Genomic DNA, 19,382 nt, shown 5'->3' with positions numbered 1-19,382 from the left:
GCGCCCTGGCGAGCACCGCGCCGAGCACGCCGATCACCAGGTACAGCACGCCGACCGCGAGCACCGCGCCCGCCGGGGTGCTGTGCCGTGCGCCGACCCTGGCCAGCGGCGCGGGCAGGATGCGTTCCCTGGCGAGGGTGTACACCGTGCGACTGGTGCCCGCCATGATGCCGAGCGCCGAACCGAAGAAACTGATCGCCACCCCCGGATCGATGAGATAACCGATCCAGCCGACCCCGTAGTGCCCGGCGAGCAGATCCAGCGGGGCGTCCAGCCGGGTCATCGGCATATCCCGGAATCCGAGCACGATCACGTAGGTCGCCAGGATGTAGAGCACCCCGCAGCCGAGCACCGAACCGAGCACGGCGACACCGATGGCCCGTTTCGGTTCCCGTGCCTCGCGCCCGAGAGTGACCGCGTGATCGAAGCCGGCGATGGAGAACACGGAGAACCCCGCGGTCGCGAGTACCGCCGAGATGTCCAGGCCACTGAACCGGAACTGCCGCGGGTCGAACACCCCGCCCGGTACCCGGAACAGCACCACGACCAGCAGCACCACGATCACGGCCACGGTGCAGAACTCGATGGCCAGCAACAGTTTCGCGGACAGCTTCACCTCACGCAGCGAAAGCCAGATCACCGCGAGCGCGATCAGGGCGGCGAACAGGCCGAGCGTCGCCGCGTTGTCCGGGAGGCCGAACTTGCGCAGCCAGGCGTCGAGGTAGATCGCCGCGCCGAGCACACAGGCCGGACCGGAGATCAGCGCGGAGCACAGGTGCGCGACCATCACGAAGAATCCGCCGGGACGGCCCGCGGCGCGCGCGGCGAGTACATAGGTGCCGCCCGTCGTGGTGAACCGGCGCGCCAGCCAGGCGATCCCGCCGGCGAATCCGAGCACGAGCACCGAGGTCACCGCCCAGGTCAGCCAGCTCAGTTCGCCGACCGTCTCGAGGACGACGCCGATCGCGAGCGCGAGCGTGGACGCGGGGGCGAGTACGCCGAGTGCCACCCCGAACACGGCCCACACCGGGAGTACCCCGCGCCGCAGCCGCGAGTCGTCCTCGCCCGTGCGCGCGGTCCGCGGTTCACTGTGCACCACCTCGGCCTCCTTGCCGGCAACGACGTAGTTGACTGATGGCTCAGTTATCTTCGATGCGGAATGCGGTGTTGTCAATGCTGGAATAGAACCGTTGACACCACTGGATTCCCAAACTAATACTTGACTCGCCATTCAGTTATCGACCATTGCGAGGCGCGATGACCGACGCCGGTTCATCCGGCCTGCGAGCCTTCCGTGATCCGGGCTCGCTCGCCGTCGTCGGGGCTTCCGGGAACCCGGCGAAGTGGGGCTACTGGCTGGCCACCGGCGCGCTGCGCGGAAGGCACCGGCGCCGGGTGGAGCTGGTCAACCGGCGGGGCGGGGAACTGCTCGGCACCCGGTGCGCGCCGGATCTGCGCGCGCTGGACCGGCCACCGGAGCTGGTCGCGCTGTGCGTTCCGCCCGGTGAGGTGGCGGGGGTCGTCGAGGACGGCTTGGCCATCGGGGTGCGCGGGTTCCTCGGCATCACCGCGGGAGTCCCCGGGGAAACCCGGCTGGCCGAACGGATCCGCGCGGCCGGGGCCCGATTGCTCGGCGCCAACAGCCTCGGGCTCTACGATGCCGCCACCGAGCTCCAGCTCGCCTGGGGTGCGTTCACCCCTGGACCGCTCGCGATCGTCTCGCAGAGCGGCCAGCTCGGTTCGGAGCTGGCGATTCTCGGCGCTCGCAGCGGGCTCGGCATCTCCCGGTTCGTCTCGATCGGCAACCAGTCCGATGTCCGGGCAGCCGAACTGCTCGCCGATCTCGCCGAGCACGAGCCCACCAGGGCGGTCGCGGTGTACCTGGAGAGCTTCACCGGGGCGGAGGCGCTTTTCGACAGCCTGGCCACGCTGCGGGCCAGCGGGCGGCCGGTGCTGCTGCTGACCATCGGGGCCGCGACGGCGAGCAGCAGGCTGGCCCGTTCGCACACCGGCTCGCTGACTTCGCGGCTGGATGTGGTGGACGCCGCCTGCCGCAGGGCGGGCGTGATCCGGGTGGACACCCCGGCCGAACTCGTGGACACCGTTCGCACTCTGCTCACCGCACCGGTACCAGCAGGCAACCGGGTGGCCGTCGTGGGGGACAGCGGCGGACAATGCGGGATCGCCGCCGACCAGGCCACGGCCACCGGGCTCGGGGTGCCCGCGTTCCCCTCCGGACTTGCCGGCGAGCTCGGCGCGGCGCTGCCTTCGGGCGCGGCCACGGCGAACCCCGTCGATCTGGCCGGGGCGGGGGAGCAGGACTTGGGCAGTTACGCGGACACCGTGGAACGCGCACTGCGTGCCGAAAGCGTGGACGCGGCCGTGCTCACCGGATACTTCGGCCGGTACACCGCGGATGTGCCGGAGCTGAAGGCGGCCGAACAGGCAGTCGCCGAACGCCTCGGCGCGCTCGCCCGCCGGTATGGCAAGCCGGTGCTGGCGCACAGCATGGCCGAACCGGTCGCGCTCGAGGAAACACTGTGGCAGAACGGGGTTCCGGCCTTCGGTGAGGTGCGTTCGGCGGTGCGCGCGCTCGCCGCGGCCGCCCGCTGCCGGGAACCCTTGCCGCGCGCGGAGATCCCGCTTCCGGAACCCGTGACCGGTGCCGTACGCGGGTACTGGAGAGCGCGCGAACTCGTGTCGGCGCACGGGATTCCGGTTCCCAGGGCGCGACTGGTGCGCACCCGCGCGGAACTGCGTGCGGCCGCCGAACGGTTGCGTGCCCCGTTCGTACTCAAAGCCGGCTGGTTCGCGCACAAGAGCGAGGCGGGCGCGGTCGCGGTCGGACTGCCCGACGCCGGGGCGGCCGCGGTGGAGTTCGAGCGGATGTACGCCGCCCTCGGTGCCGGTGACTACGTGCTGGAGGAACAGGATCGCCGCCCGGACGTGGTCGAGCTGCTCATCGGGGTGCGCCGGGAACCCGGATTCGGCCCGGTGCTCACCCTCGGGCACGGCGGCACCGAAACCGAACTGCGCGCCGACATCGCCGTGGAACTCGCGCCGGTCAGCGCCGAGACCGCCCTCGCCATGCTCGGCAGGCTGCGGTGTGCTCCGCTGCTGGACGGCTGGCGTGGCCGTCCGGGCGTGGACCGGCACGCCGTGGCCCGGATCGCCTCGGCGGTCTCCCGGATCGGTGCGGCGAACCCGCGCATGACCGAACTCGAACTGAACCCGGTCCGGGCCGCTGCCGATGGCGCGCTCGCCGTGGACGCCGTCGCGGAGTTCACCGATTCCCCGGAACAGCAGGAAACCCGAGCAGAGGAGCCACCATGTCCGCATGGCCACTGAGCACCGAACAGCGCCAGATCGTCGAACTGTGCCACGAGTTCGCCGCCAAGGAGATCCGCCCGCGCGGCCGCGAGGTGGACGAGGCCGATGTGGTCACCCCGGTGGAGCTGTTCGCCAAGGCCGCCGAGGTCGGGATCACCGACTTCATGATCCCGCAGGAGTACGGCGGCGGTGGGTTCACCGATGTGTTCACCCAGTGCCTCGCCCAGGAGGAGTTGTGCTGGGGTGACCCGGGCATCGGGAACCTGGTGTGCTCCAACGGTTTCTTCGCCGATCCGGTGCTCGCGCTCGGTACCGCGGAACAGAAGCGGGCCTGGCTGGGCCCGCTGACCGGGGCCGGGGCACCGATGACCGCGCTGGCCACCACCGAACCGGGTGCGGGCTCCGATGCCGCCTCGATCAGCACCGCGGCCGAGCGCGTCGATGGCGGTTACCGGATCAGCGGGCAGAAGGCGTGGATCTCCAACGCCGGAGCGGCGAAGTACTACGTGGTGTTCGCGAAGACCGACCGGTCCAAGCGATCCTCGGCAGTGAGCGCATTCCTGCTTGAGGACGGTGCCGAGGGGCTGAGCTTCGGTGAACCGATGCGCAAGATGGGGCAGCGGGCCATCGTGTGCCGGGAGGTCTTCTTCGACCGGGTGTTCGTGCCCGAGCACCAGCGCCTCGGTGCGGAGGGACAGGGTTTCTACGGGCTGATGAACACCTTCGACATCTCCCGGGTGATCCTCGGCTCCGCGGCGCTCGGTGCCGCGCGGGCCGCCTACGAATACGCGCTCGACTACGCGCGCACCAGGACCCAGTTCGGGGTGCCCATCATCGAACACCAGGCGGTGGCCTTCCGGCTCGCCGATATGGCCACCCGGATCGAATCGGCGCGGCTGCTGGTGCACCACGCGGCGCGCACCCTGGACGCGGGCACCGGGGCAACCGGACTGGCCGCGATGGCGAAGCTGACCGCGACCGAGACCGCCTCCTTCGTGACCTGGTCGGCGGTGCAGACCCTCGGTGGCTGGGGGTACTCCCGGGAGTACCCGGTCGAGCAGTGGATGCGCGATGTGCGGCTCGAGGAGATCGAGGAGGGCACCTCGGACATCATGCGGCTGGTGATCTCGCGGAACCTGTGACCACCGCGGCGAGGTACCATGCGCCCGTGCCGCGCCCGAGTGTGGAAGCCGAACGACGCAAGCAGATCCTCGATGCCGCCTGCGCGATGATCGCCAAGCACGGCCTCCAGGAACTGCGGGTGGCCGAGGTCGCCACGGCGGCCGGGCTCAGCTCGGGCACCGTGCACTACTACTTCGACACCAAGAAGGAACTGGTCAACGCGGCCTTCGAGTACAACTTCGCGAACTCCCTCGAACGCCGGAAGTGGCTGCGCCGGGCCGCGGGCGACCCACTCGAACGGCTGCGCGAGATCATCGAGTCCTACCTGCCGGGCAAGGGGAAATCGCTGCGCGCCTGGCGGGTCTGGGCCGAGCTGTGGGCCGAGGGGATGCGCGATCCGGCGCTGCGCGCGGTCAACGAGTCGCTCTACGGGCAGTGGCGGGACCTCGTCCGGGACACCATCGCCGCGGCGCAGCACGAGGGTAGTGCCCGGGAAGGCGATCCCGAACAGCTCGCGAACATGCTCATCGGCATGGTGGACGGGCTCGCGATGCAGGTACTGCTGCACGCCAGGGCGATGCCCCAGCAGCGGATGCGGGAGACCTGCGCGGCCTTCATCGATCAGCTCGTCGCCGCCAAAGGTGACTGACTCGCGCATCAATCAGTGTGCGGAACATCGGTCCTCCGTCGACCGATTATGCCGTTATAACAGGAGTATCCGTCCGTGATTCGCTTCGGCGAGTGGTTTGGCCAAGCATCTGCATTGCGAATTTCGCAACGCGTTGCTAGTGTTCCCGATCGTGGACAGCGTGGACGCGACACGGCAACGGGTACGCGAGGTACTGGCCGGTTATCCGGGCAGCCAGCGGGCGTTCGCCGGGGAGATCGGCCTGGACCCCACGAAGCTGTCCAAATCGCTGACCGGGACCCGGCGCTTCCTCGCCGCCGAGCTGACCAGGATCGCCGAGGTCGGCAATGTCACGGTGAACTGGCTGATCAACGGAAGCGATGAGGCCGACACGGTGTCCGCGGTTCCGCGGCGCACCGCACTGCCGCCGGTGCCGCCCGCCGATTCCGGGCGTTACCGGCAGATCCTGGAGGCTGCCTGGCGGCTGATCGCCGAGCGTGGTTATCACGCGGTGCGGGTGGCGGATGTCGCGGATGTGTGCGGTACCAGTGCCGCCACGATCCACTACTACTTCCCGGGCCGGGACGACCTGCTCACCGAGGCGCTGCGCTATTCGGTCAAGCACGCCTTCGACCGCCAGGTCGCCGAACTGCACAGCATCGAGGATGTGCACCAGCGGCTGCTGCGGCTCGTCGAGCTGCAACTGCCCACGGCGGGAGCGTTGCGGCTGGAGTGGTCGATCTGGCTGCAGGTGTGGAACGAGAGCGCGCTGCGCCCGGAATTGCGGGTGCTGCACAGCGATTCCTACACCCGCTGGCAGGACACGATCGCGCGGACGATCGCGGAGGGCCAGCGCCAGGGCGTGTTCACCGACACCGATCCCGAGGAACTGACCGTGGAACTCGCGGCGCTGATCGACGGCCTCGGTATCCAGGTGCTCACCGGACGCCCCGGCCGGACCATCGAGCGGATGCGGCGGAGCCTGCACGCCTTCGTGGAACGCGAGATCGTGCGCGGCTGAGTCACCGGCCAGTCCCGAACCAGTCCCGAAAAACCCAGTCCCGAAACCAGTCACCGACGACACGAACAGGAGACCGGTATGCCCGAACAGCGCAGTGGCCGGGTGGTGACCCCGTACGAAGGCAGCGGGCACCGCGAGTGGGACGACACCGCGGAGATTCCCGCGCCGCTTGCCTTGCACAGCACCAAGGTCCGCCCAGAATGGGTGGACTACAACGGCCACATGAGCGAATCCTGCTATCTGCTGGTGTTCGGGGACGGGGCGGACGCGTTCTTCCGGTTCATCGGCATCGACGAGCAGTACCGGGAAGCGGGGCATTCGCTGTACACGGTGGAAACCCATCTGCACAACCGTCGCGAGGTGGCCGAAGGGGAACCGATCCGGCTGCACCTGTGGGTGCTCGACCAGGATGCCAAGCGGGTGCACCTGTTCCAGGAGATGTACCACGGCGACGGGGCACTGCTGGCCACGGCCGAACAGCTGCTGGTGCACGTCGACATGACACAGGGGAAATCCTGCCCGCTTCCCGAACGGCTGCGGCACCGGCTGCAGAAGATCCAGCGAGCACACGAGCTTCTGGCCCGCCCCGAAGTCCTTGGCCGCCCGATGGGAATTCGCCGCGGTTGACCACCGAGAGGAGCCATACATGGATTTCGCACTGACCGACGAACAGCGCATGATCGTGGAAACGGTCCGGAAATTCGTCACCACCGAACTGGAACCCCACGAGGACGAGGTCGAGCGGCTGGACGAGGTCCCGCCCGGGCTCGCCGAACAGATCCGCGGCAAAGCACTGGAGGCCGGGCTCTACGCGGCGAACATGCCCGAGGAGATCGGCGGCGGCGGACTGGACGCGGTCAGCATGACGCTTGTCGAACGGGAACTGGGCCGGGCGGGTTACGCACTGCAGATGCTCGTGGCGCGGCCGAGCAACATCCTCCAGGCCTGTGTCGGCGAGCAGCGCGATCGTTATCTGCTGCCCACGGTGCGCGGGGAACGGCACGACTGCCTCGCCATGACCGAACCCGGGGCGGGATCCGATGTCCGCTCGATGAGCACGCGTGCGGTGCGTCAGGGCGAGGACTACGTTCTCGACGGCACCAAGCATTTCATCAGCCATGCCGACGCGGCCGACTTCGTGATCCTGTTCGCCGCCACCGGAACCGAGGAGCACCAGGGCCGCACCCGGAACCGGATCACGGCTTTCCTGGTGGACATGGACACCCCCGGGCTCACCGTCACCCGCGGCTCCGCCTGCGTCTCGCACCGGGGCTATCACCAGTGCGAGCTGTCGTTCACCGGTTGCCGAATCCCTGCCGCGCAACGACTCGGCGAGGAAGGGAAGGGCTTCGAGCTGATGGGGGAGTGGCTGGGGGCGAGCCGGCTCAGCGTGGCGGCCACCAGTGCCGGGCGCGCCCGCCGGGTGCTCGACCTCGCCACCGGATGGGCCGCCGAACGCGAACAGTTCGGCCAGTCGATCGGCCGGTTCCAGGGCATCGGGTTCCCGCTCGCGGACATGGCGACCGAACTCGAGGCCGCGGAGCTGCTCACGATGCGGGCGGCGTGGAAACTCGACGCGGGCACCATGACCGACCGGGACGCGGCGATGGCCAAGCTGTACGCCTCCGAGGCGCTGGGCAGGATCACCGATCGGGCGGTGCAGGTCTTCGGCGGTATGGGACTGATGGCCGAGCTGCCGATCGAACGGTTCTGGCGGGACGCGCGCGTGGAACGCATCTGGGACGGTACAAGCGAAATCCAGCGGCACATCATCTCCCGCTCGCTGCTGCGCCCGCTGGATTCCTGATGGGTGCGCGGGAGAATCTGCGCCGCCTGCTGACCCCGCGGCATCTCGCGGTGTTCGGCGGGGAGACGGCGGCCGCGGCGATCCGGCAGTGCCGCGCGGCCGGGTTCACCGGGCGGATCTGGCCGGTGAACCCGCGGCGTGCCAGCATCGAGGGGCTGGACTGTTATCCGGACACGCGGGCGCTTCCCGAACCGCCCGATGCCGCTTTCCTCGGCGTGCCACGGGATTCCACCGTGGAGGTGGTCGCCGAGCTCGCCGCTCGTGGTGCCGGTGGGGCGGTGTGCCACGCGTCCGGGTTCGCCGAGGACGGGGCGAGTGGCGCGCACCGGCAGCGCGAACTGGTCCGCGCCGCGGGCGAGCTGGCCGTGATCGGGCCCAACTGCCTCGGCATGCTCGACTATCTCGACGGGGCCGCGCTGTGGGCCGATCAGCACGGCGGTCAGCGGGTGGACCGCGGGGTCGCCGTGATCACGCAGAGCGGCAACATCGGCCAGAACCTGACCATGCAGCGGCGTTCGGTGCCGATCGCCCGGCTGGTGACGGTCGGGAATGCCGCCGTGACCGGGGTGGCCGAGCTCGTCGAGGCGATGCTGGCCGATCCCCGGATCACCGCGATCGGCCTGCACCTGGAAGGCATCGAGGATCCGGCAGCTCTTTCCCTGGCCGCGGTCCGGGCACTGCGTTCCGGGGTGCCGATCATCGTGCTGAAGACCGGCAGATCCGAACTCGGCGGCCGGGCCAATCTGAGCCACACGAGCTCGCTCGCCGGATCCGATGCGCTCTGCGACGCCTTCTTCCATCGGCTGGGCATGCCGCGGGTACATCAGATTCCCACGTTCCTGGAAGCGTTGAAGTTCCTGCACGTGCACGGACCGCTGTCCGGGGCACGGATCGCCTCCGCGAGCTGTTCGGGAGGGGAGGCGGCCCTGCTGGCCGATCTCGCCGCGGACCACGAACTCGAGCTGGCCCCGTTCCCCGAGGACGTCGCGGGCCGGCTGGGGAAGGCGCTGGGTGACCGTGTCCCGGTCGCGAACCCCCTCGACTACCACACCTACATCTGGGGCGACTTCGAGGCACAAGGGGACTGCTTCCGGGAATTCCTCTCCTGCGGTTTCGACACGCGACTGCTCGTGCTCGATTTCCCGCGCACCGACCGCTGCGCCACGCATGCCTGGCAGACCACGGTCGAGGCGTATCTCGCCGCGCACCGGGAGACCGGCGGGCCCGCCTGCGTGGTGAGTTCACTGCCGGAAGGGCTTCCGGAGCCGGTGCGGGATCGGTTGCTCGAAGCCGGAATCGCGCCCATGCAGGGGATCGCCGAATGCCTGACCGCGATCGCCGCGGCCCGCCGAATCGGCCGGGCGCGGGAGACCGCCGATCCGGTGCACCCCGTCACCCCACTGCGCGGCGCGGCCGGGCGGCTCGATGAATGGCACGGCAAACGGATCCTCGCCGAGTGGGGGATTCCCGTTCCCGAGGGTGCGCTCGTCGCCACGGGAGACGAGGCGGCCGAAGCGGCGGCCCGCATCGGGTTTCCGGTCGTGGTGAAGGCGGTTTCGGCGGAGATCGCGCACAAGAGCGAGGTCGGCGGGGTCCGGCTCGGGCTCGCCGGGGAGCACGAGGTACGGGCCGCCGTCACCGAACTGGCCGCGCTCTCCGACCGGTTCCTGGTGGAACGCATGGCCGGTGACGCGGTGGCGGAGCTGTTGGTGGGGGTGCACCGGGACGCGCAGTTCGGCCCGGCGCTCACCATCGGCGCGGGCGGCACACTGGTCGAACTGCTCGACGACGCGGTGACCCTGCTGTTCCCGGTGCGGCGGGCCGACATTCGCGCGGCGCTGCACCGATTGCGCAGCTGGCCGCTGCTGACCGGTTTCCGGGGGCGGGCGAGGGCCGATGTCGAGGCGGTCGTGGACGCGGTGGCCGCGGTCGCCGAGTACGCCCGGGATCACGCGAGCACCCTGCGGGAACTGGACATCAACCCGCTGGTCGTACTCGGCGAGGGACACGGAGTGCTGGCCGCCGATGTGCTGATCGGGTTCGGGAACGGCGATGAAGGAGGAACGGATGACTGAACCGGTGCGCCAGGAGGTCGAGGACGGGATCCTCGTGGTGACCCTGGACCGCCCCAAGGCGAACGCGATCGACGTGCCCACCAGCCGCGCGCTCTACGCCGCCTTCGAGCGGCTGGCCAGCGAGGAGAGCCTGCGCGTCGCGGTGCTGACCGGTGCCGGGGAGCGGTTCTTCTCGGCGGGCTGGGACCTCAAGGCCGCCGCGCAGGGAGAGGCCATCGAGGCCGATCACGGGCCGGGCGGGTTCGCCGGGCTCACCGAGTTCGCCGAGCTGGACAAGCCCGTCATCGCGGCGGTGAACGGTCTGGCGCTCGGCGGGGGTTTCGAACTCGCCCTCGCGGCCGATCTGATCGTCGCCGCCGAGCACGCCGAGTTCGCCCTGCCGGAGGTGACACTCGGCATGGTCGCCGATTCCGGTGGTGTACTGCGGCTGCCGCGCAGGCTTCCGGACGCCGTGGCCAGGGAACTGTTGCTGACCGGGCGGCGGATGACCGCGCGGGAGGCGCAGCGATGGGGCCTGGCCAACCGGGTCGTCGACGGGACGGAGCTCCGTGCCGCGGCGATGGAGCTCGCCCGCGAGGTGCGTGCCGGGGCACCATTGGCGGCCGCGGCGGTCAAGGAGATCCTGCGCGCCACCGCCGACTGCGGCGTCGAGGAGGGCTACGCGCGGCTGCGCCGGGGCGAACTGCCCCGATACCGCGCGATGCTGAGCTCCGCGGACGCCGAGGAAGGGCCGCGGGCCTTTGCCGAGAAACGCGTCCCGCGGTGGACCGGCCGCTGACCGTGTGGCGGGCTGCCGGGTGCGGGCTTAGGCTGAACGTGCCGGACCCGGCACCCGACGGAGCGGAGGCAGCACCATGACCGAGGCCGCGGACTTCAACGCGCGCACCATCGCGGAGTTCCGGGCGAACCACGGCGAGGTCGGCGGACCGTTCGCCGGGGCCCCGATGCTGTTGCTGCACACCATCGGCGCGCGCAGCGGCAAACCCAGGGTGAACCCGATGATGTACCTGGCCGATGGGGACCGCTACCTGGTGTTCGCTTCCAAGGCCGGTGCGGACAGCAATCCCGACTGGTACTGGAATCTGCGCGCCCAGCCGCGAGCCAGCATCGAGGTCGGCGATGACACGGTCGAGGTGCGGGCAGTGGAGCTGGACCGGGCCGAGCGGGACGAGAAGTATCGCATCCAGGCCGAACGCTACCCGGGATTCGCGGAATACGAGCGGCGGACCGAACGGGTCATCCCGGTGCTCGCGCTAGTTCCCGTCGAGGGGAACTGAGCCGCTGCTGGTGCGGGCGAGCCGGAATCCGACGTCGTCGATGCGGAAGCTCGGATGGCTGCGCCGCCGCACCGAGGCCCGGCAGCTCCAGTGCGCATCGGACCAGCCCCCGCCGCGCAGCACCCGGTAACTGCCGTACACCGCGGGATCGTAGAGATCCCAGCACCAGTCCCAGCTGTTGCCGAGCATGTCGTAGAAACCCCAGGCATTGGCCCGTTTCCCGGCGACGGGGTGGATCCGCTCGGCGGAATTGTCCCGGTACCACGCGATCTCGTCCAGTTCGCCGTAGCGCGGACCGCTGCTGCCCGCACGGCAGGCGTACTCCCATTCGGCCTCGGTCGGCAACCGGTACCCGTCCGCGGCGGTGTCCCATTCGGCGAGCTCGGCGGGCGAATCGACGCGGTATGCGGGTTTCAGTCCCGCCTGCTCGGACAGCGCATTGCAGAAGCGCACCGCGTCCCACCAGGAGACCCCTTCGACGGGCAGTTCATCGCCGCGTGCGGTGCTCGGCCGTTCCCCGGTGAGCCGGGCATACCAGTACTGGGTGACCGGGACCGCGGACAGCCGGAACGGTGCCAGCTCGACCCGCCAGCTGTACCGGGTGCGCCGGTCGGTCAGCGTCACCGTCCCGGGCGGGACCGCGATCATGCTCGATTCCACGGTCCTCACGCCGGTTCCGCGCGCAGTGCGGCCTTCTGGATCTTTCCGGCCGGGGTGAGCGGAAGTTCCGCGCGCAGCACGATCTCCTTCGGCACCTTGTAGTCGGCGATCCGCTCGGCGCAGTAGCGGTTCAGTTCGTCCTCGGTGAGCGTGGAACCGGCGGCGAGGACGAGGTAGTAGCGGCCGATCTCGCCGAGCACCGGGTCGGGAACCCCGATCCCGGCGGCCATCACCACATCCGGGTGGGTCAGCAGCAGGTTCTCCACCTCGACCGGATAGATGTTGAAGCCGCCCTGGACGAACATGTCCTTGGCACGGCCGCGCAGGGCGATGGACCCATCCGCCCCGGCGACCGCCATATCGCCGGTGTGCAGCCATCCGTGCGCGTCGAGGACCGGGGCGGGGTTGCCGTGGTAACCGGCCATGATCGAAGGACCGCGGACGAGCAGTTCCCCGGTCTCGCCCGCACCGAGCGGCGCACCCTGATCGTCCGCGATGGTGATCTCGGCACCGGGCAGCGGCGCACCGATGGCGTGCGCCGTGGTCGCGGGTTCGGCTTCCCACGGGGTCATGATCACCGCGCCGGAGGTTTCGCTGAGCCCGTACAGGTTCATCACCGTGGCGTTGGGAAAGCCCGCGGTGAGCCGCTCGACGAGATCCGGCTCGGCGTTGGCGCCGCCGGTGATCACCAGCCGGATCCCGGTGGTGTCCACCTCCGCGAACCGGGGCTGGCGCAGCAGCAGCGTGTGCATGGTGGGCACGCCGACCCAGAGCGTGAACGCGTCCAGCGATTCCACCAGCGAGGCGGCGTCGAAGCGCGGCAGCAGCACCACGCGGGCCCTGGCGACCAGGCAGGTCAGCACGCAGCAGGTGATCCCGCTGACGTGGTTGAGCGGAACGGCCAGCGGAACCACATCCCCGGCGCCCATGCGGGTGTGCTCCGCCTGCGCCGTTGCCGCTGCGAGCTGTCCCCGGTGGGTGAGCACCGCGCCCTTGGGACAGCCGGTGGTTCCCGAGGTGTAGATGATCATGACCGGATCCGCCTCGGTCACCGGCGCCGTGGCTTCGGCGAGCCGTGCCGGATCGTCCGGTTCGCCCGCCGGGGGTAGCTCGGCGAAGCTCACCACCTCCGCCGGTCCCCGGATGTTCCGGAACACCGCGAGGAAATCGACATCCTCGCCGCGCGGCACGGTGATCACCAGGCGGGCGCCCGAATCGCCGAGGATGTGGCCGAACTCGGTTTCCCGGTACCGCGGACTGAGCCCGACAAGGACCGCGCCGATCTTGGCCGCGGCGAAGTACACGGCCAGCCAGTCCGCCCGGTTGGGGCCGTTGACCGCGATCCGGTCCCCGTGCCGGATCCCGCGCCGCAGCAACCATTCGGCCACCCGATCCGACCACCGGTCCAGCTCCGCGAACGGGATCTCCCGGTCACCGTCGACCCAGCCGATGCCCTCGGGAGCGGTTCGCGCCGTGTCGCGGAGCACCTCGGGGATGGTCGTCATGTGGTTCTCCCGGTTCGCGATTCGTGGTCAGGGACAGGCTCTCCCGATCACCGTCGCGGCGCAACGGGGCTCATGCCCCGAAGAGCCGGTCGAGCGCTGCCGCGAGCACCGTTCTCGCCTCGCCGGCGGTCCGCCTGCCCTGCAGGCATTGCGCGATGAGCCCTTCCAACAGGGCGAGCAGCGTGGTCGCGTCCAGTTCCGGGTCAGCTGAGCGGGTGTGTTCGCGCAGCGATGCGGCCAGGTTCTGTTCGAATTCCGCGCCCGCGGCGCGCAGTTGCGCACCGCTGCCCGGCCGGGTCGCCGCGCGCAGCTGCAGCGTCCACAGGAACTGGCCTTCGATGATCCCGTACTGCTCGCCGGGCAGCATGGCGGACAGCATCGTCTCCAGGCTCGCGCGCGGCTCGGTCTGTTCGGTGAGCAGCTGCCGGATCCGGTCATCGACCTTCGCGTTCACCGTGCTGACGGCGAATTCGAGCAGTTCGTCCTTGGTTTTGAAGTAGTGCTGCACCGTGCCGATCGAGACTCCTGACTCGGCGGCGACGGCGCGCACGCTCACCGCTTCGACCCCGTCCCGGTGCGCGAGCCGCCACATGGCCTCCGCCAGCAGTTGCCGCCGCTGCGCATGATCGACCTGTTTCGGCACGTTCGGCACCTTACAGCGCATTGTGCGCCCGATCCGGCACCGTTATCATACGGTGTATGAAAACAGCGTGGAACGCGGATGTCGGGATCGCCTATCAGAGCTCGGGTCCCGCGAGCGGGTTCCCGCTGCTGTTGTTGCCGGGAGCCGCGGGGCAGATGGTCATGTGGCCGCGGGGATTCCGCGCGGCCCTTGTCGATCGTGGCTGCCAGGTGGTGCGGATCGACAACCGTGACACCGGTCTGTCCACCCATCTGAGCCGGTACGACGTCCCGCGCAGGCGTCGTCCGCCCGCGTACACGCTGCGCGATATGACCGACGATGTCATCGCGGTGTTCGACGCCCTCGGGTGGTCGGGCGGTCATGTCCTGGGCCTGTCGCTCGGCGGTATCCTCGCGCAGGCGACGGCCACTTATCACCCCGAGCGGGTGCGCGGCCTCGTCTCGATGGCCTCGACCCCGAGCGTCTCACCATTGGTGAATCGGCAGAAGCTCCTGCCGAATTTCCGGGCGTGGCGGGCGATGCGCCGGAAAGCGCGGAACGGGGACGAGGAGGGGTGCAAGTGCGTGGAGCTGTTCCGCGCCATCGGTTCACCCGGTTATCCGCTCGACGAACGGCACTGGCGGGACGTCGGCAGGCGGCAGTACGAGCGCGGGCTCAATCCACGAGGGGACGTGCGAATCCTTCGCGCCGTGCTCGCCGCGGGGGACCGGCGGTGCGAGCTGGGTTCGGTGCGGTGTCCCGCGCTGATCATCCACGGCGAGGCCGATCCGATGTGTTTGGTGCGCGCGGGCCGGGCGACTGCCGCGGCCATTCCCGGTGCCCGGTTCGTGTCCTACCCCGGAATGGGGCACGACCTGCCGCGTGAGCTGTGGCCGGCGATCGTGGACGAGATCATGGCGCACCTCCACCGGAGCCCTTGCGGTTATTGATAATCGTTTTCATGTAGGGTCTCCGTTGGCATGGCCGCAGGGCAACGGAGGAGTGGAACGACATGGCGGTACCGAAGCGGAAGAAGTCGCGCTCGAGGACGCGGACCCGGCGGGCGGCATGGCAGGCGACACCGCCGGATCTGGTGCCGATCGTGGTCGACGGCAAGCGCAAGCTGGTGCCCCGCGCGCTGATCAGGCACTTCCACGGCGAGACCGGCGGGCGTGACCGCTGACACAGCGAAATACCTACTTATGGCCCATTCTGGGCGCGGTGCTGTTCGCCGATCATGATGGCGTACCGCGCTGCGTCTCCCACCACTTCTCGGCGACCCGTCCATCCGGCAACGTGGGAGAACGCAGGACCGAGTATGAGTTTCCTTCATCGCGCGCAGTCGCCCGTCTATGTGCTGTTCCGGATCATCGTGGGGCTGATGTTCGCCTGTCACGGGCTGCATAAGCTGTTCGGTGTCTTCACCGGCGCCGGTCCGCTCCCCGCGGTGGGGGAATGGCCGGACTGGTGGGCGGCGGTCATCGAACTCGCGGGCGGGCTGCTGGTGGCGTTCGGGCTGGCCACCAGGTTCGCCGCGATCATCTGCGCGGGTGCCATGGCGTACGCGTACTTCGTCGTGCACCAGCCAGGTGGCGCCTTGCCCATTCAGAACCACGGTGAATCCGCGGTCCTCTACTGCTGGGCGATGCTGGTGATCGCCTGCATGGGCAGCGGGCGCTGGTCGGTGGACGCGGCGATCCGTGCCACCGTGGGCAATGCCGGAAGTGAGCCGGAAGGGGCGCGCTCACCGGCGAGCACGTGAACGCGCTACCGCCGCTCGATACCCGGTTCCCGTGCGGGCAGCCCGCGCAGCAGGGCGTCGAGGAACAGCTCGAAGCGCGGCGCCCGTTCCCCGAGTTCGAGGGGGTTCTCCTGGGTGGCGAGCCAGCTGACGAGCGAGGTGATGAAGATGTACCAGCTCTGCTCGGCGAGTTCGGGTGGCACACCGGCCGCGGTGAACGCGGTGCTGACCGCGTTCCGCATCCGGCCGAAGGAGTGCGCGTTGTGCCGGTGTGGCCGTGCCAGGTGGGTGGCGTAGCCGGGTACGGCGAGGAACTGGTCGTGCATGGCCCAGGCGACGCGGCCGAGCCAGGGGCGCCAGGATCGCCCCCGTGGCCCCTCATCGGGTAGCACGCGATCCACCATGACCTCGCTGAGCAGATCGAACAGCTCCTCGCGGTTCTTCACCCAGCGATAGAGCGCCCCGTGGCTGACCTCGAGGCGGGTGGCGAGCTCCCGCATGGTCAGCGTGTCCAGGTTCCCCGCCGCGAGCACGGCATCGACGATCCGTTCCCGGGACAGCTGTGCTGGGCGCCCGGGGCGGTTCCGGGCTGTCGGGGCATCGGCCATGGGGACGACTGTACGAGAACCCCGTGCGGGTGCCGCACGGCAGAGTTTATGACCAATGGTTACAAATTCTGTTAGGCTCGGGTCATGACGGAATCGAACGCGGTAGCGGGAACGGTGGCCGAAGGACTCGAACCGGTGCGCGAGGAGTTCGCCGCGGTCGCCGCCGAGGAGGGGGGTGACCTCGCCGCGCAGCTGGTGGTCTACCGCAACGGCGCGCCGATCGTCGATCTGTGGACCGGTCCAGAGCTCACCGGGGACACCCTGCTCGGCGCGTACTCGGCGAGCAAAGGAGCGGCACACCTGGTCGTCGCGCTGCTCGTGCAGGAGGGCGCGCTGAGCCTGGACGAGCGGGTCGCGCACTACTGGCCGGAGTTCGCCGTGGCGGGCAAGCAGGACATCACGGTGCGGGAGCTGCTCGCGCACCGGGCGGGTCTGGTCGGCGCGGACGAGGGGTTCGGCATCGAAGAGCTCGCCGATGACCGGATCGTCGCCGAACGCCTCGGTGCGCAGCGCCCGTACTGGCGGCCGGGGACCGCGTTCGGATACCACGCACTGGTCGCCGCCGCGCTGAGCGGGGAAGTGGTACGCCGGGCCACCGGGTGGACCGTGCAGCAGCATTTCACCGACCGGGTGCGCGCGCCGTACGCGGTGGATTTCCATCTCGGCCTTCCGGAGGAGCAGGAGCACCGATTCCGGTGCGCGCAGCCGATGCTGCTCACCCCCGAACGGCGCGCCGCGCTCGTGGCCCGTGCGAGCGGACCGAACAGCCTGACCGGAATCGCCTTCAACCGGCATCATCCGCGGAACCCGGAAGTGTGGGAACTGCCGAACTTCCGGGCGGTACGGGCGAACGGCACCGCCTCGTTCGGTGGCGTGGCCTCGGCGCGCGGGCTCGCCCGGATGTACGCGGCCGCGATCGGTGCGGTGGACGGTGTTCCGCCGTTGCTGCGCCCGGAAACCGCCGCCGCGTTCGCGCAGATCCACTCGATCGGCTACGACCTTGTCACCCGCGAGCACAAGGCATTCGGGGCCGGGTTCCACGTCACCGGTGAGTACCATCCGGTGCTCGGACAGGGCGCGTTCGGGCACAGCGGGGCGGGCGGCCAGCAGGCGTTCGCCGATCCGCGCAACGGCCTCGCCTACGGTTACACCCGGCGGCGCACCCCGTTCCCCGCCGCGGCCGCTCCGGAGAACGATCGCCTGATCCGCGCGCTGTACGCGGCCGTGGCAGCGGCCTGATCACACCGGCGCCGCGCCCGGTCTTCCGGGTTCGGCGCGCAACGGGAGCCGGTCGTAGCCACGCAGTACGCGGGTGCGGCGCCGGGACGGGGTACCGGCCGGGCGCAGTTCGCCGAACCGCTCGAACAGGGCCTGTAGCGCGATCTCGGCTTCCAGGCGGGCCAGCCGCGCGCCGAGACAGTAGTGGATGCCCGCGGAGAAGGCGAGATGCTCGCGGGCGTTGGCGCGGGTGATGTCGAAGGTGTGCGGGTCCTCGAACACATCCGGATCGCGATTGGCCCCGCCGAGCATCAGGACCACGGCGCGCCCCCGCGGAACCGGAATACCCGCGAGTTCGGTGTCCCGTTCCGCCACCCGCAGGGTGATCTGCACCGGGGACTCGTAGCGCAGTACCTCCTCCACCGCACCGGGCCAGCCGGTGGGATCGGCCCGTAGTGCGGCCAGCTGGTCGGGGTGTTCGAGCAGCAGCCGCACGGCATTGCCGAGCAGGTTCACCGTGGTCTCGAACCCGGCACCAAGCAGAAGCAGCGCGGTGGCGCGCAGTTCGGTATCGTTGAGCCGGTCGCCGTCCTCGTCGTGGTGCACGAGTTCGCTGAGCAGATCCTCGCCGGGTTGTTGGCGCAGCTGGCCGAGGTGTTCGCCGAGCCAGCCGTTGAGGCCGCGCAGGGCGGTGTCCGCGCGCCAGAACGCCCGCCAGCCGAGGTCCGGGTCGAGGGTCATCGCGGCTTCGTTGCCCCACGAGAGGAATTGCTCGCGCATCGCGGTCGGCACCCCGAGGATCTCGGCGATCACCATGACCGGAAGCGGTCCCGCGTAGCGCTCCACGAGATCGAACGGCTCCCCGTCCGGGATCCGGTCGAGCAGATCCTCGGCCACCTCGCGGATGCGTTCGCTGAACGAGGAGATCGCCCGCGGGGTGAAGGCGTGCGCGACGAGCCGGCGCAGGCGGGTGTGCTCCGGGGGACGGATGGTCAGCAGTGAGGGTTGATCCACCGGGCCGATCGCCTGCGGATCGACGGCCGCGGCGAGCACCCGGTCCAGTGCGGCGTTCACTCCGCCGCCCGGATTGGCGAAGAAACCGTTGCCGCGCAAGGCGTCGCTTGCCACCCGATGGCTCGCGGTCGCGCTGACGAACCGGTTCGAGGGCAGTGGTCCCCTGGAGCGCAGTTCGTCGTAGGCCCGGAACGGATCGGCGCGGACGGACTGGTCGGCGGTGAGCCGGGCGATCAGATCACCGCGGCGGGCGCCGAATCGGATGGCCGCACCGGGCAGCCCGTAGCGGATCGCCCACACCGTCGCCGAGCGCAGCCGGTTCATGCCACACCTCCCAGTCCGCGGCGGGCGGTGATCCGGGTGGGTGCCGGTGCCGCGAATTCGGCCGCGTGGCGGCGCAACAGGCGCAGCAGCCCGGAATTCTCCTCGCCGAGTTCGCGCAGCCGCCGATCCGGCTCGTGGAATGGCTCGACCTGTGCCTGCACCAGCAGCTCCCAGCGCCTGCGCAGGGCCAGCAGCAGGCCACGGCGGTCGCCGAAGATCTCGGCGTATTCGGCCCGCCAGGGCAGCACCGGTTCGCCGGAGCGCTCCAGTTCCTCGGTCACCTCGCGCAGCGCCGCGTAGTAGCGGTGGGTCTCGTTCCAGCCCATAGGGTCCTCCCACGTCTGCGGTGCGGTCTGCGGACGAGGCTAGGGCCCGCGCGGGGCGGTTTTCTTCGAGCCGTGGACGGCATTTCGTTTCCTACCCTGGTAGG

20 protein-coding genes are annotated in these 19,382 nt (G+C 69.9%); 13 read left to right on the top strand and 7 right to left on the bottom strand.

Going from position 1 to position 19,382, the window contains the following annotated elements; all coding sequences use genetic code 11:
- The coding region (locus tag AD72_RS26095; RefSeq protein WP_037347340.1) for an APC family permease at window positions 1-1,099 on the bottom strand (1,099 nt) is incomplete at its 3' end.
- Between the two features lie 158 nt (window positions 1,100-1,257).
- Here AD72_RS26095 and AD72_RS26090 point away from each other — a divergent pair.
- From AD72_RS26090 to AD72_RS26050, 9 genes are all read left to right on the top strand, one after another.
- Window positions 1,258-3,348, top strand: a complete 2,091-nt coding sequence (locus tag AD72_RS26090; RefSeq protein WP_051899030.1) for an acetate--CoA ligase family protein — start codon at window positions 1,258-1,260, stop codon at window positions 3,346-3,348.
- Entirely contained in the window at window positions 3,330-4,472 is a 1,143-nt protein-coding gene (locus tag AD72_RS26085; RefSeq protein WP_031469234.1) for an acyl-CoA dehydrogenase family protein, read from the top strand. The genes AD72_RS26090 and AD72_RS26085 overlap by 19 nt, the downstream gene beginning before the upstream one ends.
- 26 nt (window positions 4,473-4,498) lie before the next feature.
- Complete coding sequence (locus AD72_RS26080; protein ID WP_031469233.1) at window positions 4,499-5,101, top strand: TetR/AcrR family transcriptional regulator; 603 nt, start codon at window positions 4,499-4,501, stop codon at window positions 5,099-5,101.
- Window positions 5,102-5,252: 151 nt separating this feature from the next.
- Window positions 5,253-6,101, top strand: a complete 849-nt coding sequence (locus AD72_RS26075) for a TetR/AcrR family transcriptional regulator (RefSeq protein WP_031469232.1) — start codon at window positions 5,253-5,255, stop codon at window positions 6,099-6,101.
- A 78-nt stretch (window positions 6,102-6,179) separates the two neighbouring features.
- On the top strand, window positions 6,180-6,728 hold the full coding sequence (locus AD72_RS26070; protein ID WP_051899029.1) for a thioesterase family protein: 549 nt from the start codon (window positions 6,180-6,182) through the stop codon (window positions 6,726-6,728).
- A gap of 19 nt (window positions 6,729-6,747) precedes the next feature.
- Window positions 6,748-7,908: an acyl-CoA dehydrogenase family protein gene (locus AD72_RS26065; protein ID WP_031469230.1), complete on the top strand. Its 1,161-nt coding sequence runs from the start codon at window positions 6,748-6,750 to the stop codon at window positions 7,906-7,908.
- On the top strand, window positions 7,908-9,983 hold the full coding sequence (locus AD72_RS26060; protein ID WP_031469229.1) for an acetate--CoA ligase family protein: 2,076 nt from the start codon (window positions 7,908-7,910) through the stop codon (window positions 9,981-9,983). Before AD72_RS26065 ends, AD72_RS26060 begins: the two co-directional genes overlap by 1 nt.
- Window positions 9,976-10,761 carry an enoyl-CoA hydratase-related protein gene (locus tag AD72_RS26055; protein WP_031469228.1) on the top strand — a complete coding sequence of 262 codons (786 nt, stop codon included), beginning with the start codon at window positions 9,976-9,978 and terminating at the stop codon, window positions 10,759-10,761. Before AD72_RS26060 ends, AD72_RS26055 begins: the two co-directional genes overlap by 8 nt.
- 76 nt (window positions 10,762-10,837) lie before the next feature.
- Window positions 10,838-11,260 carry a nitroreductase family deazaflavin-dependent oxidoreductase gene (locus AD72_RS26050; protein WP_031469227.1) on the top strand — a complete coding sequence of 141 codons (423 nt, stop codon included), beginning with the start codon at window positions 10,838-10,840 and terminating at the stop codon, window positions 11,258-11,260.
- Here the strand turns inward: AD72_RS26050 and AD72_RS26045 are convergent.
- From AD72_RS26045 to AD72_RS26035, 3 genes are all read right to left on the bottom strand, one after another.
- Entirely contained in the window at window positions 11,237-11,908 is a 672-nt protein-coding gene (locus AD72_RS26045) for a formylglycine-generating enzyme family protein (RefSeq protein ID WP_031469226.1), read from the bottom strand. The genes AD72_RS26050 and AD72_RS26045 overlap by 24 nt on opposite strands.
- A 17-nt stretch (window positions 11,909-11,925) precedes the next feature.
- The gene (locus AD72_RS26040) at window positions 11,926-13,425 is read right to left on the bottom strand and encodes a class I adenylate-forming enzyme family protein (RefSeq protein WP_031469225.1); all 1,500 of its coding nucleotides are present in this window, start codon (window positions 13,423-13,425) and stop codon (window positions 11,926-11,928) included.
- 70 nt (window positions 13,426-13,495) lie between these two features.
- Entirely contained in the window at window positions 13,496-14,068 is a 573-nt protein-coding gene (locus AD72_RS26035; protein ID WP_031469224.1) for a TetR/AcrR family transcriptional regulator, read from the bottom strand.
- A gap of 56 nt (window positions 14,069-14,124) precedes the next feature.
- Between AD72_RS26035 and AD72_RS26030 the strand changes: the two genes are divergently transcribed.
- The 3 genes from AD72_RS26030 to AD72_RS26020 all read left to right on the top strand — a co-directional run bounded on the left by AD72_RS26030 (window position 14,125) and on the right by AD72_RS26020 (window position 15,809).
- The gene (locus AD72_RS26030) at window positions 14,125-14,997 is read left to right on the top strand and encodes an alpha/beta fold hydrolase (RefSeq protein WP_031469223.1); all 873 of its coding nucleotides are present in this window, start codon (window positions 14,125-14,127) and stop codon (window positions 14,995-14,997) included.
- A gap of 62 nt (window positions 14,998-15,059) precedes the next feature.
- On the top strand, window positions 15,060-15,230 hold the full coding sequence (gene rpmF, locus AD72_RS26025) for a 50S ribosomal protein L32 (protein ID WP_031469222.1): 171 nt from the start codon (window positions 15,060-15,062) through the stop codon (window positions 15,228-15,230).
- A 135-nt stretch (window positions 15,231-15,365) separates the two neighbouring features.
- Window positions 15,366-15,809: a DoxX family protein gene (locus tag AD72_RS26020; protein ID WP_031469221.1), complete on the top strand. Its 444-nt coding sequence runs from the start codon at window positions 15,366-15,368 to the stop codon at window positions 15,807-15,809.
- 5 nt (window positions 15,810-15,814) lie between these two features.
- On the opposite strand, the gene AD72_RS26015 is transcribed toward AD72_RS26020, so the two are convergent.
- The gene (locus AD72_RS26015; protein ID WP_031469220.1) at window positions 15,815-16,396 is read right to left on the bottom strand and encodes a TetR/AcrR family transcriptional regulator; all 582 of its coding nucleotides are present in this window, start codon (window positions 16,394-16,396) and stop codon (window positions 15,815-15,817) included.
- 84 nt (window positions 16,397-16,480) lie between these two features.
- Here AD72_RS26015 and AD72_RS26010 point away from each other — a divergent pair, with 84 nt between their 5' ends.
- A complete protein-coding gene (locus tag AD72_RS26010; protein WP_031469219.1) occupies window positions 16,481-17,635 on the top strand; it encodes an EstA family serine hydrolase in 1,155 nt (384 codons plus the stop codon).
- Here AD72_RS26010 and AD72_RS26005 read toward each other — a convergent pair whose 3' ends face one another.
- Together AD72_RS26005 and AD72_RS26000 are read right to left on the bottom strand one after the other, a co-directional pair.
- Window positions 17,636-18,952 (bottom strand): cytochrome P450, encoded by a 1,317-nt coding sequence (locus tag AD72_RS26005; protein ID WP_031469218.1) that lies wholly within the window; start codon window positions 18,950-18,952, stop codon window positions 17,636-17,638.
- Entirely contained in the window at window positions 18,949-19,278 is a 330-nt protein-coding gene (locus tag AD72_RS26000; RefSeq protein WP_031469217.1) for a hypothetical protein, read from the bottom strand. The genes AD72_RS26005 and AD72_RS26000 overlap by 4 nt, the downstream gene beginning before the upstream one ends.
- Window positions 19,279-19,382: the final 104 nt, after the last annotated feature.

The organism is Sciscionella sediminilitoris (assembly GCF_000737195.2).
Taxonomy (GTDB): domain Bacteria; phylum Actinomycetota; class Actinomycetes; order Mycobacteriales; family Pseudonocardiaceae; genus Sciscionella; species Sciscionella sediminilitoris.
Note: the sequence above shows the minus strand (reverse complement) of the source record. Positions and strands in the feature narration are given on the sequence as shown.